The sequence below is a fragment of the Bradyrhizobium sp. BRP20 genome (assembly GCF_020194215.1).
Taxonomy (GTDB): Bacteria; Pseudomonadota; Alphaproteobacteria; order Rhizobiales; family Xanthobacteraceae; genus Bradyrhizobium; species Bradyrhizobium yuanmingense.
In genome coordinates this window covers 171318-189575 of the sequence record NZ_JADYVY010000015.1, presented here as the reverse complement: position 1 = coordinate 189575, position 18258 = coordinate 171318, and the positions used below count along the sequence as shown (strand labels likewise).

Annotated in this window: 15 protein-coding genes; 6 read left to right on the top strand and 9 right to left on the bottom strand. The window is 64.1% G+C overall.

The features are described 5' to 3' along the window. Positions 1-3: 3 nt before the first annotated feature. The 4 genes from urtD to urtA form a co-directional block, all read right to left on the bottom strand. On the bottom strand, positions 4-759 hold the full coding sequence (urtD, locus tag I6F33_RS29140) for an urea ABC transporter ATP-binding protein UrtD (RefSeq protein WP_057025953.1): 756 nt from the start codon (positions 757-759) through the stop codon (positions 4-6). 10 nt (positions 760-769) lie between these two features. Next, positions 770-1912, bottom strand: coding sequence for an urea ABC transporter permease subunit UrtC (gene urtC, locus I6F33_RS29135; RefSeq protein WP_225113327.1), 1143 nt, complete (start codon positions 1910-1912; stop codon positions 770-772). Positions 1913-1929: 17 nt separating this feature from the next. Then, complete coding sequence (gene urtB, locus I6F33_RS29130) at positions 1930-2856, bottom strand: urea ABC transporter permease subunit UrtB (protein ID WP_225130487.1); 927 nt, start codon at positions 2854-2856, stop codon at positions 1930-1932. A gap of 143 nt (positions 2857-2999) precedes the next feature. Beyond that, entirely contained in the window at positions 3000-4259 is a 1260-nt protein-coding gene (gene urtA, locus I6F33_RS29125) for an urea ABC transporter substrate-binding protein (RefSeq protein ID WP_036002134.1), read from the bottom strand. 169 nt (positions 4260-4428) lie between these two features. Between urtA and I6F33_RS29120 the strand changes: the two genes are divergently transcribed. Both I6F33_RS29120 and I6F33_RS29115 read left to right on the top strand, forming a co-directional pair. Continuing rightward, entirely contained in the window at positions 4429-7800 is a 3372-nt protein-coding gene (locus tag I6F33_RS29120) for an ATP-binding protein (RefSeq protein ID WP_225144866.1), read from the top strand. Further along, the gene (locus tag I6F33_RS29115; protein WP_225144865.1) at positions 7784-8710 is read left to right on the top strand and encodes a response regulator; all 927 of its coding nucleotides are present in this window, start codon (positions 7784-7786) and stop codon (positions 8708-8710) included. The genes I6F33_RS29120 and I6F33_RS29115 overlap by 17 nt, the downstream gene beginning before the upstream one ends. 230 nt (positions 8711-8940) lie before the next feature. Here I6F33_RS29115 and I6F33_RS29110 read toward each other — a convergent pair whose 3' ends face one another. Further along, a complete protein-coding gene (locus I6F33_RS29110) occupies positions 8941-10443 on the bottom strand; it encodes an NAD(P)/FAD-dependent oxidoreductase (RefSeq protein ID WP_225144864.1) in 1503 nt (500 codons plus the stop codon). Positions 10444-10568: 125 nt separating this feature from the next. Further along, positions 10569-11327, bottom strand: a complete 759-nt coding sequence (locus I6F33_RS29105; protein ID WP_225144863.1) for a trypsin-like serine protease — start codon at positions 11325-11327, stop codon at positions 10569-10571. A gap of 104 nt (positions 11328-11431) precedes the next feature. Here I6F33_RS29105 and I6F33_RS29100 point away from each other — a divergent pair, with 104 nt between their 5' ends. Further along, positions 11432-12067 (top strand): HAD-IA family hydrolase, encoded by a 636-nt coding sequence (locus I6F33_RS29100; protein ID WP_036002146.1) that lies wholly within the window; start codon positions 11432-11434, stop codon positions 12065-12067. Between the two features lie 120 nt (positions 12068-12187). On the opposite strand, the gene mtnA is transcribed toward I6F33_RS29100, so the two are convergent. The 3 genes from mtnA to I6F33_RS29085 all read right to left on the bottom strand — a co-directional run bounded on the left by mtnA (position 12188) and on the right by I6F33_RS29085 (position 14560). Beyond that, positions 12188-13294, bottom strand: a complete 1107-nt coding sequence (gene mtnA / locus I6F33_RS29095; RefSeq protein ID WP_225144862.1) for an S-methyl-5-thioribose-1-phosphate isomerase — start codon at positions 13292-13294, stop codon at positions 12188-12190. Positions 13295-13324: 30 nt separating this feature from the next. Next, the gene (locus I6F33_RS29090; RefSeq protein ID WP_036023920.1) at positions 13325-14200 is read right to left on the bottom strand and encodes an S-methyl-5'-thioadenosine phosphorylase; all 876 of its coding nucleotides are present in this window, start codon (positions 14198-14200) and stop codon (positions 13325-13327) included. A gap of 87 nt (positions 14201-14287) precedes the next feature. Further along, positions 14288-14560: a phosphopantetheine-binding protein gene (locus I6F33_RS29085; RefSeq protein ID WP_225113321.1), complete on the bottom strand. Its 273-nt coding sequence runs from the start codon at positions 14558-14560 to the stop codon at positions 14288-14290. Positions 14561-14920: 360 nt separating this feature from the next. Here I6F33_RS29085 and I6F33_RS29080 point away from each other — a divergent pair, with 360 nt between their 5' ends. From I6F33_RS29080 to I6F33_RS29070, 3 genes are all read left to right on the top strand, one after another. Beyond that, positions 14921-16138 carry an acyl-CoA dehydrogenase family protein gene (locus tag I6F33_RS29080; RefSeq protein ID WP_225144861.1) on the top strand — a complete coding sequence of 406 codons (1218 nt, stop codon included), beginning with the start codon at positions 14921-14923 and terminating at the stop codon, positions 16136-16138. Positions 16139-16194: 56 nt separating this feature from the next. Then, positions 16195-17175 carry an amino acid--[acyl-carrier-protein] ligase gene (locus tag I6F33_RS29075; RefSeq protein ID WP_225144860.1) on the top strand — a complete coding sequence of 327 codons (981 nt, stop codon included), beginning with the start codon at positions 16195-16197 and terminating at the stop codon, positions 17173-17175. A 95-nt stretch (positions 17176-17270) separates the two neighbouring features. Continuing rightward, complete coding sequence (locus tag I6F33_RS29070; RefSeq protein WP_225144859.1) at positions 17271-18146, top strand: acyl-CoA acyltransferase; 876 nt, start codon at positions 17271-17273, stop codon at positions 18144-18146. Positions 18147-18258 lie beyond the last annotated feature (112 nt).

The window sequence follows — 18258 nt, the reverse complement described above, 5'->3', positions numbered from 1 at the left end:
GCGCTAGTGACCGAGGTACACTTCGATGACCTTGGGATCGTTCTTCACCTTCTCCATCGTCCCCTCCGAGAGGATCTGGCCCTGGTGCAGCACGGTGACCTTGTGCGCGATGTCCTCAACGAACTTCATGTCGTGCTCGATCACCAGCACCGAACGGTTCTTGATGATGCGGTTGAGCAATTCGGCGGTCTTGGCGCGCTCGGACACGCTCATGCCGGCGACGGGCTCGTCGAGCATCAAGAGGTCGGGATCCTGGATCAGCAGCATGCCGATCTCGAGCCACTGCTTCTGGCCGTGGCTGAGCTCGTCGGCATAGGTGTTGAGCTTGTCCTTGAGGAAGATCATCTCCGCGACCTCCTCGACCCGCTCCTTCACCAGCTGGTCGCGCTGGAAGGTCAGAGAGCCGAACACGGTGCGGCCGCGCGGAAACGAGATCTCGAGGTTCTCGAACACGGTGAGATCCTCGAACACCGACGGCGTCTGGAACTTGCGCCCGACGCCGGTCTGCACGATCTCGTTCTCCTTCATCTTCGTGAGCTCCTTGCCACGAAACTGGATCGAGCCCGAGGTCGCCTTGGTCTTGCCGCAGATCAGATCGAGCACCGTGGTCTTGCCGGCGCCGTTGGGGCCGATGATGACGCGGATCTCGTTCTCCTCGACATAGAAGGAGAGGTCGTTGACCGCCTTGAACCCGTCGAACGAGACGGTGAGGCCGGAGACCGCGAGCAGGAAGTCCTTGGGCTGATGACCGATGAGCATGATCGCCTCCTCACTCTGCCGGCGCGCCGTCGGCGACGGAATTGTCGGTCCAGTTCTCCTTCGCCTTGCGCGAGGCGAACAGCCGGTCGATGCGCGGCTGCACGTAATCGGCCCAGAGCCCGGACAGGCCGTTGGGGAAAGCGAGCACGACGGCGATGAACAGCGCGCCGAGGCCGAACAGCCAGAGTTGCGGGAAGGATTCCGACAGGCTGGTCTTGGCGAAATTCACCAGGATCGCGCCCCAGACCGCGCCGAAGATCGACATCCGCCCGCCGACCGCGGTGTAGATCACCATCTCGATCGACGGCACGATGCCGACGAAGGACGGCGACATGAAGCCGACGTTGAGCGCGAACATGGCGCCGCCGATCGCGGCGAAGACCGCGGCCATGCAGAAGGCGAAGATCTTGAAATTGGCGACGCTGTAGCCGGAGAAGCGGACGCGGTCCTCCTGCTCGCGCATCGCCACCAGGATGCGGCCGAGCTTGGTCAGGCGGATGAACTGCGCGATGCCGATGCAGGCGAACAGCAACACCACCTCGACGAAGTACAGGATGATCTTGGCGTGATCGGGCCGGATGTCCCAACCCTTCAGCGTGCGCAGATCGGTCATGCCGTTGATGCCGCCGGTATAGCCCTGCTGGCCGACGATGAGGATGGTCAGGATGGCGGCGACGGCCTGGGTGATGATCGCGAAATAGGTGCCGCCGACGCGGCGCTTGAACATCGCGGTGCCGATGATCAGAGCGAAAAGGCCGGGGACCAGGATGATGGCGAGGATGGTGAAGGTGAGGCTGTGGAACGGCTGCCAGAAGAACGGCAGCGCCGTGATCTGATTCCAGTCCATGAAATCGGGGATGCCGGGCGTCGACTGGATCTTGGTGTTTTCGACGCTGGAGGCTTCGAGCTTGAGGAACATCGCCATGCAATAGCCGCCGAGACCGAAGAACACGCCCTGCCCCAGGCTCAAGATGCCGCCATAGCCCCAACACAGCACGAGGCCGATCGCGACGAAGGCGTAGGTCAGATATTTCGCGACGAGATTGAGGCGGAACACGTCGAGCGTCAGCGGCAGGATCACGAACAGCACGGCGGCCAGCGCAATGAAGCCCATCAGTTCGGATCGGTTGAAGAAGCGTGAGTTGATGATCATGACTTGCCTGCTTCTCGTTATTTGCGGACCTTGAGGGCGAACAGACCCTGCGGCCGCAGCATCAGGATGCCGACGACGGCGAGCAGCGTGAGCACCTTGGCCATCGAGCCCGACATGAAGAACTCGAGCGTCGATTGCGTCTGCGAGATCGAGAAGGCCGAGGCGATGGTGCCGAGCAGGCTGGCGGCGCCGCCGAACACGACGACGAGGAAAGTGTCGACGATGTAGAGCTGGCCCGACGTCGGCCCGGTCGAGCCGATCATGGTGAAGGCGCTGCCGGCGACACCGGCGATGCCGCAGCCGAGGCCGAAGGTGTAGCGGTCGACCTTCTCGGTGTTGATGCCGACCGCGCCGGCCATGATGCGGTTCTGCACGACCGCGCGCACCTGGCGGCCCCAGCGCGACATGTAGAGAACATAGGCGACGGCAATGGTGATCAGCACGGTGAGGCACATCACGAAGACGCCGTTGATCGGCACCTCGATGCTCTCGGTGACTTGCAGCGAGCCCAGCATCCATTGCGGCAGCTCGACGCCGACCTCGCGCGCGCCGAACACCGAGCGATAGGCCTGCTGCAGCATCAGGCTGAGGCCCCAGGTGGCGAGCAGCGTGTCGAGCGGGCGCTTGTAGAGGTGCTTAATCAGCACCCATTCCACCAGCATGCCCAGCGCGCCGGATGCGAGGAAGGCCAATATCATGGCAAGGAAGAAGTAGCCGCTGAACAGGCTCGGCAAATAGGCCTGGAAGAAATTGGAAGTCATCCAGGTGACGTAGGCCCCGAGGATCATGAACTCGCCATGGGCCATGTTGATGACGCCCATCTGGCCGAAGATGATCGCAAGGCCGAGCGCCATCAGGACATAGACGGAGAACAGGATCAGTCCGGCGAACCCCTGCATGACGAAGATCGAGCCGAGGTCGCCAATCGAATAGTCACCGAACATCCATGTCCTCCGTCGGGAAAGGGTCCCGCGTCGCGAGCAGGTTCGCGACGCGGGGGCTTGAGGCATGGACTTGCGATCCACGCCAGGGAGCGGTTTTGCCTTGAGGGGGTGCGACGGGCGCCGCGACTTACCGGTAACGCTTCTTACTGGTAACCCTTCGGGAACGGATCCGGCTCGACGAGATCGGCGGTCTCGTAGATCAGCTCGAACTGGCCATCGAGCTTGGCGCGCCCCACCCGGGTCTTCGACCAGAGGTGATGGTTCTCATGGATGCGCACATAGCCCTCCGGCGCGCCCTTGAACTCGACGCCGGTCGAAGCCGTGGCGATCTTGTCGACGTCGAAAGAGCCGGCCTTTTCGACCGTCAGCTTCCACAGCCACGGGCCGAGATAGGCAGCCTGGGTGACGTCTCCGATCACGGTCTTCTCGCCCCACATCTTCTTGAACGCCGAGACGAAAGCCTTGTTGTTCGCATTGTCGAGCGACTGGAAGTACTTCATGCAGGCATAGGCGCCCGCGATGTTCTCGCCGCCGATACCGTCGATCTCGTCCTCGGTCACCGAGATCGTCAGCAGTGCCTGCTTGGAGAGATCGATGCCGGCCGCCTTGAGCTGCTTGTAGAAGGCGACGTTGGAGCCGCCGACGACGTCGGTGAAGATCACGTCCGGCTTGGTCAGCTTGATCTTGTTGATGACAGAGTTGAACTGCGTCGAGCCGAGCGCATAATATTCCTCGCCGACGACCTTGCCCTTGAGCACGTTTTCGACGTGCTTGCGCGCGATCTTGTTGGAGGTGCGCGGCCAGATGTAATCCGAGCCGATGAAGAAGAAGGACTTGGCGCCCTTCTCCTTGGCGATCCAGTTCAGGCCGGCGAGAATCTGCTGGGTCGCTTCCTGGCCGGTATAGATGACGTTCTTGGACTGCTCGAGGCCTTCGTAGAAGGTCGGGTAGTAGAGCATGCCGTTATATTGCTCGACGACCGGCAGCACCGCCTTGCGCGAGGCCGAGGTCCAGCAGCCCATGATCGCCGCGACCTTGTCGTTGACGAGGAGCTTCTTCGCCTTCTCGGCGAAGGTCGGCCAGTCCGATGCGCCGTCCTCCTGGATGAACTTGATCTTGCGGCCGAGCACGCCGCCGGCCGCGTTGATCTGCTCGATCGCAAGCTTTTCGGCCTGGATCGAGCCGGTCTCGGAGATCGCCATGGTGCCGGTCGCCGAATGCAGGATGCCGACCGTGACCTCGGTGTCGGTGACGGCCAGACCCGTGGTGTTGACCGCCGAGGTCGCCGGCGCCTGCGCAAATGACCCGCGCGGCAGCATGGTGATGGCCGGGACCGCGGCCATTCCCATCAATAATTTGCGCCGCAGCGGCGACAACAGGCCCTTGTTTGCTTCGTCTGACATGAGCACCCCACTTTTGTTCGAGAACACGCGATTGGTGCCCGTGAGGATGGCTCGAATTTATGCAGCCCACGCATACGCAAGATCGCGTATACTGCACCGCAAAATGCCGACGTAGGCTTCTGGTACGGAATTTGCGAGGGGTCCGGGTCCGTATCGGGAGTGGGGTTAAGTGGCAGGGCGGCAGCGAATAGACCGCGTCAGGCGCCAGTACAATCAATGGGTCGCCAACCAGACGCTGGAAGATTACGCCCTGCGCTTCACCGCCAAGAGCGCGCGGCGCTGGTCCGCCGCCCGCGTCGCCAACACGGCACTGGGCGCGATCTCGTTCCTGGCGATGGAGGCGATCGGCGGGACCATCACGCTGAACTATGGCGTCACCAACGCGACTGCCGCCATCGTCGTGGTTTCCATCATCATCTTCGGCTGCGGGGTGCCTATTGCGTATTATGCCGCCAAATGCGGCATCGACATCGACCTGCTGACGCGGGGGGCCGGCTTCGGTTACATCGGCTCGACCGTCACCTCGCTGATCTACGCCTCCTTCACCTTCATCTTCTTCGCGATCGAGGCCGTGATCCTGGCGTCGGCACTCGAGATGTGCTTCGGGATTCCGCGGCCGGTGGGCTATCTCATCAGCGCCGTCGTCATCATCCCGCTGGTGGCCTACGGCATCACGCTGATCAGCCGCTTCCAATTGTGGACGCAGCCGCTGTGGGTGATCCTTCACATCATTCCGTTTGCCGCGATCGCCTGGCACAACCCGCGCTCCTTTGCGGAGTGGCACAAGTTCTCCGGCGAGCACGGCGACCTCAACGGGCATTTCGATCTCCTGCTGTTCGGCGTTGCGGCCTCGGTCGTGTTCTCGCTGGTGGCGCAGATCGGCGAGCAGGTCGACTTCCTGCGGTTCCTGCCGCGCGACCGCCGCGCCTCCAGGGCCTCCTGGTGGATGGCGCTGATGAGCGCGGGGCCGGGCTGGATCGTGCTGGGCGCGCTGAAGCTGCTGGCGGGCTCGTTCCTCGCCTTCTTCGCACTCAGCCACGGCGTGCCGCCCGAAGAAGCCGCCGAGCCGGCGCACATGTATCTCGAAGCGTTCCGCTATGTGCTGTCGCAGCCCGACCTCGCTTTGGCCTTGACCGGCACCTTCGTGATCCTGTCGCAGGTCAAGATCAACGTTACCAACGCCTATGCCGGCTCGATCGCCTGGTCGAATTTCTTCTCGCGCTTGACCCACAGCCATCCCGGGCGCGTGGTCTGGCTGGTCTTCAACGTCGTCGTGGCCCTGCTGCTGATGGAGATCGGCGTCTACAAGGCCCTGGAGCAGACGCTGGCGCTCTATTCGAACGTCGCGATCGCCTGGGTCGGCGCGCTGGTCGCCGACCTCGTCATCAACAAGCCGCTCGGACTGCGGCCGCAGCAGATCGAGTTCAAGCGCGCGCATCTCTACGACGTCAATCCGGTCGGCGTAGGAGCGATGACGATCGCGACCATCGTCTCGATCAGCGCCTTCTACGGCCTGTTCGGGCCGACCGCGAAGGCGCTGTCGGCCTTCATCGCGCTCGCGGCGGCCTTCCTCACGGCGCCGTTGATCGCCTGGGCCACAGGCGGCAAATACTACATCGCGCGCAAGCCGAAGCGGAGCTGGCAGAACATCGAGGCGATCCAGTGCTGCATCTGCGAGCACTCGTTCGAGCCGGAGGACATGGCCTCCTGCCCCGCTTACGCCGGCCCGATCTGCTCGCTGTGCTGTTCGCTGGACGCGCGCTGCCACGATCTCTGCAAGCCGCATGCGAGATTCCAGGCGCAGGTGTCGGAAACGCTGGGCCGGCTGATGCCGCAGCCGATCTACGCCCGGATCAACTCGCAAGTGGGCCACTATATAGGCGTGTTCGTGGTCTCCGCCGGCCTGATCGCCCTGGTGCTGGGACTCATCTACCTACAGACGTCGGCGAACGTGCACGGCGACAACGAGCTCGTGTCCGACGTGCTCTGGAAGGTGTTCTTCTCGCTCAGCATCATCATCGGCGTGGTGGCGTGGCTGTTCGTGCTGGCGCAGCAGAGCCGCCGCGCCGCCGAGGCCGAGACGCGGCGGCAGACCGCGCTGCTGATCCAGGAGATCGACGCGCACAAGCGCACTGACGCCGAGCTCCAGCGTGCCAAGGAGGTCGCCGAATCCGCCAACCTCGCCAAGAGCCGTTATGTGGTCGGCCTGAGCCACGAGCTGCGCTCGCCGCTCAATGCGATCAGCGGCTATGCGCAACTGCTCGAGCAGGATACGACGCTCGGCGCCAAGCCCCGCGACCAGGTCCGCGTCGTCCGCCGCAGCGCCGACCATCTCTCCGGCCTGATCGACGGCATCCTGGACATCTCCAAGATCGAGGCGGGGCGGCTGTATCTGTCGCGCGACGAGGTGCGCTTGAGCGAGTTCCTCGACCAGCTCGTCGGCATGTTCCGCCTCCAGGCCGCCGCCAAGGGCATCGACTTCGTGTTCAGGCGGCCGCCGACGCTACCGCGGGTGGTCTATGCCGACGAGAAGCGGCTGCGTCAGGTGCTGATCAACCTGCTCTCGAACGCCATCAAGTTCACCCAGTCCGGCAGCGTGCAGTTCGTGGTGCACTACCGCAGCCCGGTCGCCGAGTTCGAGGTGATCGACACCGGCCCGGGTATCCAGGGCGACGACCTCGAACGCATCTTCGCGCCATTCGAGCGGGGTGCGCTCGGCGCGTCGCAGCCGCAGACCGGCACCGGCCTCGGGCTCACCATCAGCCGCCTGCTCGCCGGCGTGATGGGCGGGGACATCAAGGTCACGAGCACGGTCGGCACCGGCTCGACCTTCAGGGTCAAGATCCTGCTCTCGGAGGTCGCCAATCCCCAGCGGATCGCGCCGGTGGAGGCGCCGGTCTCAGGGTATCACGGCCCGCGCAAGACCATCCTCGTCACCGACGACGATCCCGTACATCGCGACCTCCTGCGCGAGGTGCTGACGCCGCTCGGCTTCATCCTGCTCAGCGCACCCGACGGCGCCGGCTGCCTCGCATTGGCGCAGCATTGCCGGCCCGATCTGTTCCTGCTCGACATCTCGATGCCTGCCATGGACGGCTGGGCGGTCGCCGAGGCCTTGCGCGCCAGCGGCCATCATCAGGCCCGCATCCTGATGGTGTCGGCAAGCGCGCTCGAGGCTCATGGCACGCCGCTGGCGCAGCCCTTCCACGACGGCTACCTGATGAAGCCGATCGACATCCCGCGGCTGCTGGCGACGATTCGCCAGCTTCTCAAGATCGAATGGCAATACGGCTCGCATGAGGTCGCGGTGCCGTTCTGGCATCCGGAGACCGGATCGAAGCCGCCGCTGCGGCACATCGAGGCGCTGATCGGGCTCGGCCAGATCGGCTACGTCAAGGGCATCCAGTTGAAGCTGGATGAGATCGGCAGCGAGCACCCCGAGCATGCCGACTTCGTCGCGCAGATGCGGTCGCTGGTCGATCGCTTCGATCTCGACCAGTACATGGACACATTGAAGACGTTGCATGCTTATGAGCATTGAATCGAAGAAGCGCGACGTCGCGCTCGTCGTCGACGATTCCCCGGAGACGCTCCGGCTGCTCACCGACGCGCTCGACAGCGCCGGCATGACGGTGATGGTGGCGCTCGACGGCGCCGCGGCGATGCGCATCATCGACCAGATCACGCCCGACATCATCCTGCTCGATGCCGTGATGCCCGGCATCGACGGCTTCGAGACCTGCCGCCGGCTCAAGCGCGATGCGGGTCTCGCCAATGTCCCGGTCATCTTCATGACGGGTCTGGCCGAAACCGAGCACATCGTGCGTGGATTGGAGGCCGGCGGCGTCGACTACGTGACCAAGCCGATCGTGATCGAGGAGATGCTCGCGCGCATCCGGGTCCATCTCGGCAATGCCCGGCTGACCCAGAGCGCGCGCGCCGCGCTCGACGTCTCCGGCCGTTTCCTGTTCGCGGTCAATCGCCATGGCAACGTGCTGTGGGCGACGCCGCAGGCGCAGAAGCTGCTGTCCGATCATCACGGCGCGCAGACCGACGACTTCGTGCTGCCGCCGACGCTGCTGCAATGGCTCGAGCAGGCGAAGGCCAAGAGCGGCTCGAAATCCCAGGCCGCGTCGCTGCCCGACAATCCGCAGCTCCGCTTCTATTACATGGGCGAGACCGCGCCGAACGAATTCCTGCTGCGGCTGTCCAAGGAAGCCGGCACCGCGCTGCCGCCCGAATTCACCAGCGAGCTCGGCCTCACCACGCGCGAAGGCGAGGTGCTGGCCTGGCTCAGCAAGGGCAAGACCAACCGCGACATCGCGCAAATTCTGGGCCTCAGCCCGCGCACCGTCGACAAGCACCTGGAGCAGATCTACGCCAAGCTCGGCGTCGAGAACCGGACCGCCGCGGCCGCGATCGCCGCGAATGCGACGCGGCGGAATTCTTGAGCGTGGTGTAGATGAGTTGAGGCGCTGCCAACCGAGCAAATGGTGTCGTCCCGGACAAGCGCAGCGAAGCGGAGCGCCGATCCGGGACCCATAACCCCAGGGAGTAGTTTGGCGAAGGCTCGGAGTGACCAGCTCGCTCTATAACCACCGCCTGGGAGTATGGGTCCCGGGCTCGCTTCGCGCCCCGGGACGACAGTGGCGATCGCTAACCTCGCCTTACATCGGCATCGTCAACTGTAGACGAAAGCCTTGTCGTCCAGGTCCGTCTTCGGAATCTCGTCCTTCTCGGTCCAGTAATCCTGGCTGTGCTGCCATTCCGGCTTGTCGCCGCGCTTGGGCAACAGGTTCATGTTGCGCATCATGTAGCCGGGATTGAAGTTTTCCGGATCGATCCAGGGCAGGATCGGCATGTTGTGGTCTTCAGGCCGCAGCTTGACCTCGACCTTCTTTGCACCCTTCGCCTTCATGTGCCCGAGCAGCCGGCAAACGAAATCGGCGACGAGATCGACGCGCAGCGTCCAGCTGGCGCGGAAATAGCCGAACACCCAGACCATGTTCGGCACGCCCGTGAACATCATGCCGCGATAGGTGACTGTGTCGCCGAAGGCGAGCGGCTTGCCGTCGATCTCGAAGGCGATATCGCCGAGCGCGGCAAGATTGAAGCCGGTCGCTGTGACGACGACATCGGCCTCAAGCAGCTTGCCGGACTTGAGCTGGATGCCATTCTCGACGAAGCATTCGATCTCGTCGGTGACGACGGAGGCCTTGCCGCTGGCGATGCCCTTGAACAGGTCGGCATCCGGCACGAAGGCGATGCGCTGCCGCCAGGGCCGGTATTTCGGCGTGAAGTGGGTCTCGACGTCGTAGTCGGGACCAAGGATGGCGCTGATCTGGCCGATCAGCTCCTTCTTCACCTGCTCTGGCTTGGACACGCAGAGCTTGGTGAAGGCGTCCTGTTCGAACAGGATCTTGCGCCGCACGATCTCGTGGATCCAGGCCTCGTCGACCTGCAGCCGGCGCAATTCTTCCGCGATCTCGATGGCATTGCGGCCGAGGCGGAAATAGGTCGGCGAGCGCTGCAGCATGGTGACATGGGCGCACTTGTCGGTGATGTTCGGCACCAGCGTTGCCGCCGTCGCGCCCGACCCGATCACGACCACCTTCTTGTTCGCAAGGTCGATGTCGTCGGGCCAGGTCTGCGGATGGACGATGCGGCCCTTGAAGCGGTCCATGCCCTTCCATTCCGGCGTGTAGCCTTCCGAATGGCGGTAATAGCCCTGGCACATCCAGAGGAAGTTCGCCGTGAAGGTCCTGGGCTCGCCGGTGTCGGTCGTCACGGCGTCGATGGTCCAGAGATTCTGCTCGCTCGACCAGCTCGCGGAATTGATCTTGTGCTTGTAGCGAATGTGCCGCGCGATATCGTTGTCGTCGATCACCTCCTTCATATAGGAGAGGATCTCTTCGGCGGTCGCAATCGGCGGGCCGACCCAAGGCTTGAAGCTGTAGCCGAAAGTGTGGAGATCGCTGTCGGAGCGAATACCGGGATAGCGATGTGTGCTCCAGGTGCCGCCGAATGTTTCCTGCGTCTCCAGGATGACGTAGCTCGTGCCCGGCAGCTGCTTCTGGATGTGATAGGCGCTACCGATGCCGGATATGCCGGCGCCGACGATCAGCACGTCGAAATGTTCAGAAGCCTGTTTGGCCGTGGCGTGACTGCGAACAGCGACATTCATTGTTGCTTCTATGCCTTGCTTGTCTTTGTGGCCGCCCTTGATTGGACGGCGCGTTTCCTCCGCGACGGGCATGATCACCCGCCGCGCCTCCGCTTCAAAATGACATAGATCAAGTCGCGGTCAAATCACAGTGCCGCACCCCAGCTCCGCGCGGTCTGCACGATCCAGTCGCGATAGAGCGTCAGCGGCGTCACGCCGGTCAAGCCGCCGCAACCGGCGGCGCCGTTCGGTCCTGTCGACCAGCTGATGAGGCCGATGAGCACGGGACCGTTCGACCTGTCCTCGAACACGGGGCCGCCGGAATCGCCGGTGCAGGCGCCAATTCCGCCGCGAACACCGTTGGTTACGGGATCGACCAGACGAATCTGCAGCGTGCCGGGCTGCCCGGTTGCAACGAGGCCGGCCACGCGCGTGATGCCGCCGCTCTTGCCATCACCGAGAACCGTGACGCCGATGCCGGCGACGACGAAGCGACTGCCGACCTGAATTGGAATCGTGGGCATGCCGACCGTCACCGTGGATTTTCCCTTCAGTGGAATTTCCAACTGCAGCAGCGCCACGTCGGCGGTGGCGCGATGCGCCTGCATCGCCTGCATGTTGAAGTTCGGATGGATCGCGACGGTGCGCACGTTCAGCAATTGCGGCTGGCCGTCGCCGCCGCGATCGACCACCTTGTAATCCGCGCCCGGCTGCACGCAATGGGCGACCGTCAACACCAGCCTCGGGGCGATCAGACTGCCGGTGCAGAAATTGCCGCGCGAGCCGACGATGGTGACGACGGCGCGGGCGACGCCATCTGCCTGCGGCGTGCCGCCGCCGACGATGGCGTGAGCGGGCGCAGCGAGCAGCAGCGTAGCTGCGATGAGGGTGGCGAGCTTCTTCATGGGAACACGCATCGGCATCGATGAAGGCGGGCGATTGCTTCGGACTGGCTCTTGCCGATAGCGCATGCTAGCCCTCTTGGAAAGCAATTGACGAGGGCAGGACATTGGCGATCGAGGCGGTGATCTTTGATTTCGGCGGCGTGCTGACGAGCTCGCCCTTCGAGGCGTTCACGCGGTTCGAGACCGAGCGCGGCCTGCCCGCCGATATCATCCGGCGCACCAACGCCGCCAATCATCTGGAAAACGCCTGGGCCAAATTCGAGCGGGCCGAGGTCGACATCGAGACGTTCGACGCATTGTTCGCCGCCGAATCGCTCGCGCTCGGTGCGGAGGTGCGCGGCCGAGACGTGCTGCCGCTGCTGCAGGGCGATCTGCGCCCGGAGATGGTCGAGGCCCTGAAGCGCATCAAGGCGCAATTCAAGACCGGCTGCATCACCAACAATCTGCCGGCCAACGCGATCGGCAGCATGACGGGACGTTCTCTCTACATCGCCGAAGTCATGGTGCTGTTCGATCACGTCATCGAATCCGCCAAGATCGGTCTGCGCAAACCCGATCCACGCATCTACCAGATGATGGTCGAGACGCTGAAGGTCGACCCGAACAATTGCGTCTATCTCGACGATCTCGGCGTCAACCTGAAGCCGGCGCGTCAGATGGGCATGACCACGATCAAGGTGACGAGCGGGGCGCAGGCGATCGCGGAGCTGGAGACGGCGACGGGGCTGAAGCTGGGGTAGTTCGACATACGCCGTCATTGCGAGCGCAGCGAAGCAATCCAGAGTCTTTCCGCGGAGGGAGTCTGGATTGCTTCGCTGCGCTCGCAATGACGGTTGTGGCGAGATATCGCCCAACCAAATCTACTTCGCCGCAGCAGAGGTCCGCTCCGGAAACGCCGCGGCCAGCGCCGCACGATCCGGCTTCAGCACGCCGCGCTCGGTGATGAGACCGGTGACGAGCCGCGCCGGCGTCACGTCGAAGGCGTAATTCGCGACCGGCGAGTTTTCGGGCACGATGCGTACCGTCTCCAGCCGGCCGTCCGCGGTGCGGCCGGTCATGTCGGTGACCTCCACGCCGCTGCGCTGTTCGATCGGGATGTCGCGGATGCCGTCATGGACGGCGAAATCGATCGTCGGCGACGGCAGCGCGACGTAGAACGGCACACCGTTGTCATGCGCGGCAAGCGCCTTCAGGTAAGTGCCGATCTTGTTGCAGACGTCGCCATTGGCGGCGACGCGGTCGGTGCCGACGATCGCGAGATCGACCATGCCGTGCTGCATCAGATGTCCGCCGGTATTGTCCGGGATCACCGTGTGCGGCACGCCGTGATGGCCAAGCTCCCAGGCCGTGAGCGAGGCGCCCTGGTTGCGCGGACGCGTCTCGTCGACCCAGACATGGACCTTGATGCCGCGCTCATGCGCGAGATAGATCGGCGCCGTCGCCGTGCCCCAGTCGACGGTGGCGAGCCAGCCGGCGTTGCAATGGGTCAGCACGTTGACGACTTCGCCCGGCTTCTTCGCCGCGGTCGCCTCGATCAGCTTCAGGCCGTTGTCGGCAATGCCGCGATTGATCTCGACGTCCTGCTCGGCGATCTCGTCGGCGCGCGCATAGGCCGCTTCCGCCCGCTCCACCGGATCGATCGGCGCGAGCGCCGCGCGCATCTCGTCCAGCGCCCATTTCAGATTGATCGCGGTCGGCCGCGCCACGACCAGCGTGTCGTAGGCGCGTTGCAGCCCGGCGTCGGAAGCGTCCTCGCGCATCGCGAGCGCCATGCCGTAGGCGGCGGTGGCGCCGATCAGCGGCGCGCCGCGCACCAGCATGTCCCTGATAGCAACTGCCGCATCTTCACACGAGGTCAGCCGCGCAACGACGAACTCATGCGGCAGCCGGCGCTGATCGATCGCGCCGACCGACCAGCCGTCGCGCTCGCGCCAGATGCTGCGGAAATGCTTGCCGTCCACCTTCATGGCATTCTGCCTTTTCGTTTGTCTTGCGTCTCACGCTCGCAGGATGCGCCCGGCCACCGCATCGAGCTTCTTCAGGAGCTCGGGATCGCGCGCCTCGGGCGCCGTGATCAGCGCGGTGTCGAGCGCACGGTCCGAACCGATCGGGCACGGCTCGTGCTCACGCGGAAAATCCTTGGCCAACCGCGCCACCAGCGCCTTCGCCTTGTCGGCGTTCGAATTCAGCACGCGGATGATGTCCTGCACAGTGACCGCATCGTGGTCGGGATGCCAGCAGTCGAAATCCGTCACCATGGCGACAGTGGCGTAACAGATCTCCGCCTCACGGGCGAGCTTGGCTTCGGGCATATTGGTCATGCCGATCACCGAGTAGCCCAGCGTCTTGTAGGTCATGCTTTCCGCGTAAGTGGAGAATTGCGGCCCTTCCATGCAGACATAAGTGCCGCCGCGCGCGATCGAGATGCCTTCCGCTTCCGCGGCGGCCGCCAGATGGATGCGCAGCCGCGGCGAGACCGGGTGCGCCATCGACACATGCGCGACGCAGCCGCGGCCGAAGAACGAGCTCTCGCGCTTGTGAGTGCGATCGACGAATTGATCGACGAGAACGAAGGTCCCAGGGGGCAGTTCCTCCCTGAAGGAACCGCAGGCCGAGAGCGAGATCAAATCGGTGACGCCGGCGCGCTTCAGCACGTCGATGTTGGCGCGATAATTGATGTCGGAGGGGGACAGCCGGTGCCCCTTGTCATGCCGGGGCAGGAACACGATCGGCAGGCCGGCGATGGAGCCACGCCTTAAAGGAGCCGACGGCTCGCCCCAGGGGCTCTCGATCACCTCTTCGCGCGCACCCTCTAAGCCGGGCAGGTCATATATGCCCGAGCCGCCGATGATGCCCAATACCGCCTGCGTCATGCCTGCTCCACCCTGTCCGCCAAATGTGACATGGTTAAGCTATGCCAGTTTTGCGGCGGATTTGGAACGGGGGGAGATGCGCCCCTGTTAAGCCGCGGTCGCCGGCTGGAGCTGCATCGCGACCATCCGCTCCAGCGTCTCGACGGACTGGAAATTCTCCGGCGTGATCTCGGACTGCGGAATGGTGAAGTCGAATTCGGCCTCGACGCCGAGCATGAGATTGACCATGTCCATCGAGGTCAGGCCGATATCGACGAGCTTGGCCGAAGGTGTGACCTCTGCGGCGAGCGAATTCTGTTCGAGAATGCCCTTCACCAGCTTGGTGATGCGGTTGCGCAAAACGGTATCGAAGGCCTGCATCGGCAAATTTCCATTTGTCTATCGGGGTCGGACCGGACTGCCGGCTACGATGGGTGCGGGCTGCCGGTCCTGCAATGGGCGACACCAATACTTCGCGATTCTTAGTAAACGATGACTCAGATTGTCGGAAATCCAGCCCTTCTTCCAGAGTCCTAACGCGATGCCGGAAAATCCGGTGATGCGAACAACCGGGCCTTAACTGTTCGTTCGGAATTGGGTCTTGTTTACCCTCTATTTCATCGACGAATTTGAATTAAATCCGTAGCCTCGTCTCACAAGCAAAGATGGCTGGAGGATCGCCTCAAGCGGCATCGCGAATGATGCCGGCGATCTCGAACGGCAAACCGGAGGCGGACGAGCATGAACGTGCGTGAAGCAGTCCTCACTGTCGACGAAATGCAGGCGAGCTTTCTCGAGCAGGGTCCCTCCCTGATCGAGCGCGCCGCCCGGACCGCCGCAGCGGCCGCGGCCGACGCCGACGAGGTCGATCGCGACGCCCGCTTCCCGCACCGGGCTTTCGACGTCGCACGCGAGCAGAAGCTGCTCGGCGTGATGATTCCGGTCGAGTTCGGCGGCTTCGGCGCCTCGATCCATGACGTCACCGACATCTGCTACACGCTCGGACGCGCCTGCGCGTCCACGGCGATGATCTACGCGATGCACCAGACCAAGGTCGCCTGCGTCATCAGGCACGGCCATGGCATCCCCTGGATGGAGACCATGATGCGCCGGGTCGCCCGCGACCAGTGGCTGCTCGCCTCCTCCACCACCGAAGGCCAGAACGGCGGCAACATCCGCGCCAGCGCGGCTGCGGTCGACCATGCCGGCGATACCGTCTCGCTGGTGCGCGACGCCACCGTGATCTCCTACGGCGCCGAAGCCGATGGCCTCGTCACCATCGCCCGCCGCGCCACCGAAGCCGCCGCCTCCGACCAGGTGCTGCTGGCGCTCGCCAAGGACGATTATTCGCTGAAGCGGACGCTGGGCTGGGAAACGCTCGGCATGCGCGGCACCTGCTCGACCGGGTTCGAGCTGAAGGTCGACTGCCTCGCCGACCGCATCTTCCCGGAATCCTATGACAAGATCCACGCCCAGACCATGACGCCATTCGCGCATCTGTGCTGGTCGTCGGCCTGGGCCGGCATCGCCGCTGCGGCGGTGACGCGCGCGCAGGCCTTCATCCGCAAGGCGGCCCGCTCGTCCGGCGGACAGATGCCCCCGGCCGCGGCGCACTTCACCGCCGCCAAGATGTCGCTGGCCAAGCTGCGCGCTCTGATATCAGCCAATATCGACGCTTTCGCCCGCGTCGAGCATGACGAGCGTGCTCTGAGCTCGCTCGACTTCCAGTCCTCGATCACGCTCTTGAAGGTGCAGGCCTCCGAGCTCGCAGTCGAGACCGTGATGCATGCGATGCGCACCGCGGGACTTGCCGGCTATCGCAACGACGGCGAGTTCACCATGGGCCGCCACCTCCGCGACGTGCTGTCGTCGCCGATCATGATCAACAACGACCGGATCCTGGCCAATGCCGCGACGTCGACATTGATGAGCGGGGTGCCGGCGAGCCTTCGCGACTGACGTACCTCCGCGACCGATTCAACAAGAACAATTTTGAGATAGCAGGACATCGAACCATGAATATTGCCGTCCTCCCCGACTCGCCCACCACCGCGCCGCAAATGATCGATCCGCTCGATCATCTCGCCGACCAGCTGTTCCACCGCATGGGCGCCGATGGCGTCTATGCCCGCACCGCCCTCTATGAGGGCATCGTCGAGAAGCTCGCCGCGCTGATCACCGGTTATCGCGAGGCCGGCACCGAGGTGATGCGCTTCCCGCCGGTGATGAGCCGCTCCCAGCTGGAGAAGTCCGGCTATCTCAAGAGCTTTCCGAACCTGCTCGGCTGCGTCTGCGGCCTGCACGGCACCGAACGCGAGATCAACGCCGCAGTGAGCCGCTTCGATGCCGGCGGCGACTGGACCTCTTCGCTGTCGCCGGCCGATCTCGTGCTGTCGCCGGCGGCCTGCTATCCGGTCTATCCGATCGCGGCGAGCCGCGGCCAATTGCCGAAGGGCGGCCTGCGCTTCGACGTTGCCGCGGATTGCTTCCGCCGCGAGCCGTCGAAGCATCTCGACCGGCTGCAATCGTTCCGCATGCGCGAATATGTCTGCATCGGCAGCCCCGACGATGTCGCCGATTTCCGCGAGCGCTGGATGCTGCGCGCGCAGAAGATCGCGACCGACCTCGGCCTCAGCTTCCGCGTCGACTATGCCAGCGATCCGTTCTTCGGCCGGGTCGGCCAAATGAAGGCGGTGAGCCAGAAGCAGCAGCAGCTCAAGTTCGAGCTGCTCATCCCGCTGCGCTCGGAAGAGCAGCCGACGGCGTGCATGAGCTTCAACTATCACCGCGAGCATTTCGGCACGACCTGGGGAATCCAGGACGCCAACGGCGAGCCGGCCCACACCGGCTGCGTTGCCTTCGGCATGGACCGTCTGGCCGTCGCCATGTTCCACACTCATGGCACCGATCTTTCCGCCTGGCCCGCCAAGGTGCGGGACATCCTGGCCCTGCAGCCGCCTGTCGCGGCCGAGGCCCATGGCGAAGGCTGGCGCTAGAGCATGATCCGGAAAAGTGCGGAGCGGTTTTCCGAGAAGATCATGCTGAAACGATAGACCTCACGAGGCCGACCATTTCCACGGGCAAGACGAGCGTGATCCATACCAAGGTCCGATGCCGCGAGATCACCGAGTCCGACGTCGATAAGATCGCGGACTTGCTGACGCGTGGCTTCGTCGGCCGTTCACGCGACTACTGGATCCAGGGTCTGCGCCGGCAGGCCTTCCGGGCCGCGCCGGAGGGCTATCCGCGCTTCGGCTACATGCTCGACGACGACGGCAGGCCGGTCGGCGTGCTGCTCTTGATCTACACCTCACGCAAGGAGGGCGAAGAGACCGCCATCCGGTGCAATTTGTCGAGCTGGTATGTCGACCCGGCCTACCGCAACTACGCGCCGCTGCTGACCAAGATCGCCCAGCGGCACAAGCACGTCACTTATTTCAACATCAGCCCGGCGCAGTGGACCTGGCCAATCATCGAGACGCAGGGCTTTCGCGCCTATTGCCGCGGCATATTCTTCTCGGTCCCTGCGCTAGCGCGCGTCCCGCGCTGGAGCGAGATCGAGGTCATTCCGCCGCACGCCAAGGAGATCAAGGGGCTTTCCGAGGCGGAGACCGAGCTTTTGACGCGACATGCGCGTTACAATTGCCTCAGTCTGGTCTGCCGCACGCCGAAGGGAACCTTCCCCTTCATCCTGCAACCGGTGCGCATCCGCCGCGGTTTCATCGCACCGCCCGCCATGAAGCTGATCTATTGCCGGAGCACCGCAGAATTTGCCGAATGCGCCGGCCGCATCGGACGGCTGCTGCTGCGGCTCGGCAAGATCGCGGTGGCCGTCGATGCCAACGGTCCGGTTCCCGGCCTCGTCGGCATTTACACCGAGCGGCGCGGCCGGAAATACTTCAGGGGCCCGCACCAGCCACAGCTCGGCGACCTCACCGACACGGAGCTCGTGCTGTACGGGCCGTAGAGCAACGCCCGGCTCTGTAAATCTGTACGAGCGGAGCGGGAATATTGCCGCGCTCGTCCGGAGCTACGGCCTATCGCCTTGGCAGCGGGCCGTTTACGCGTGCGCTCACCAT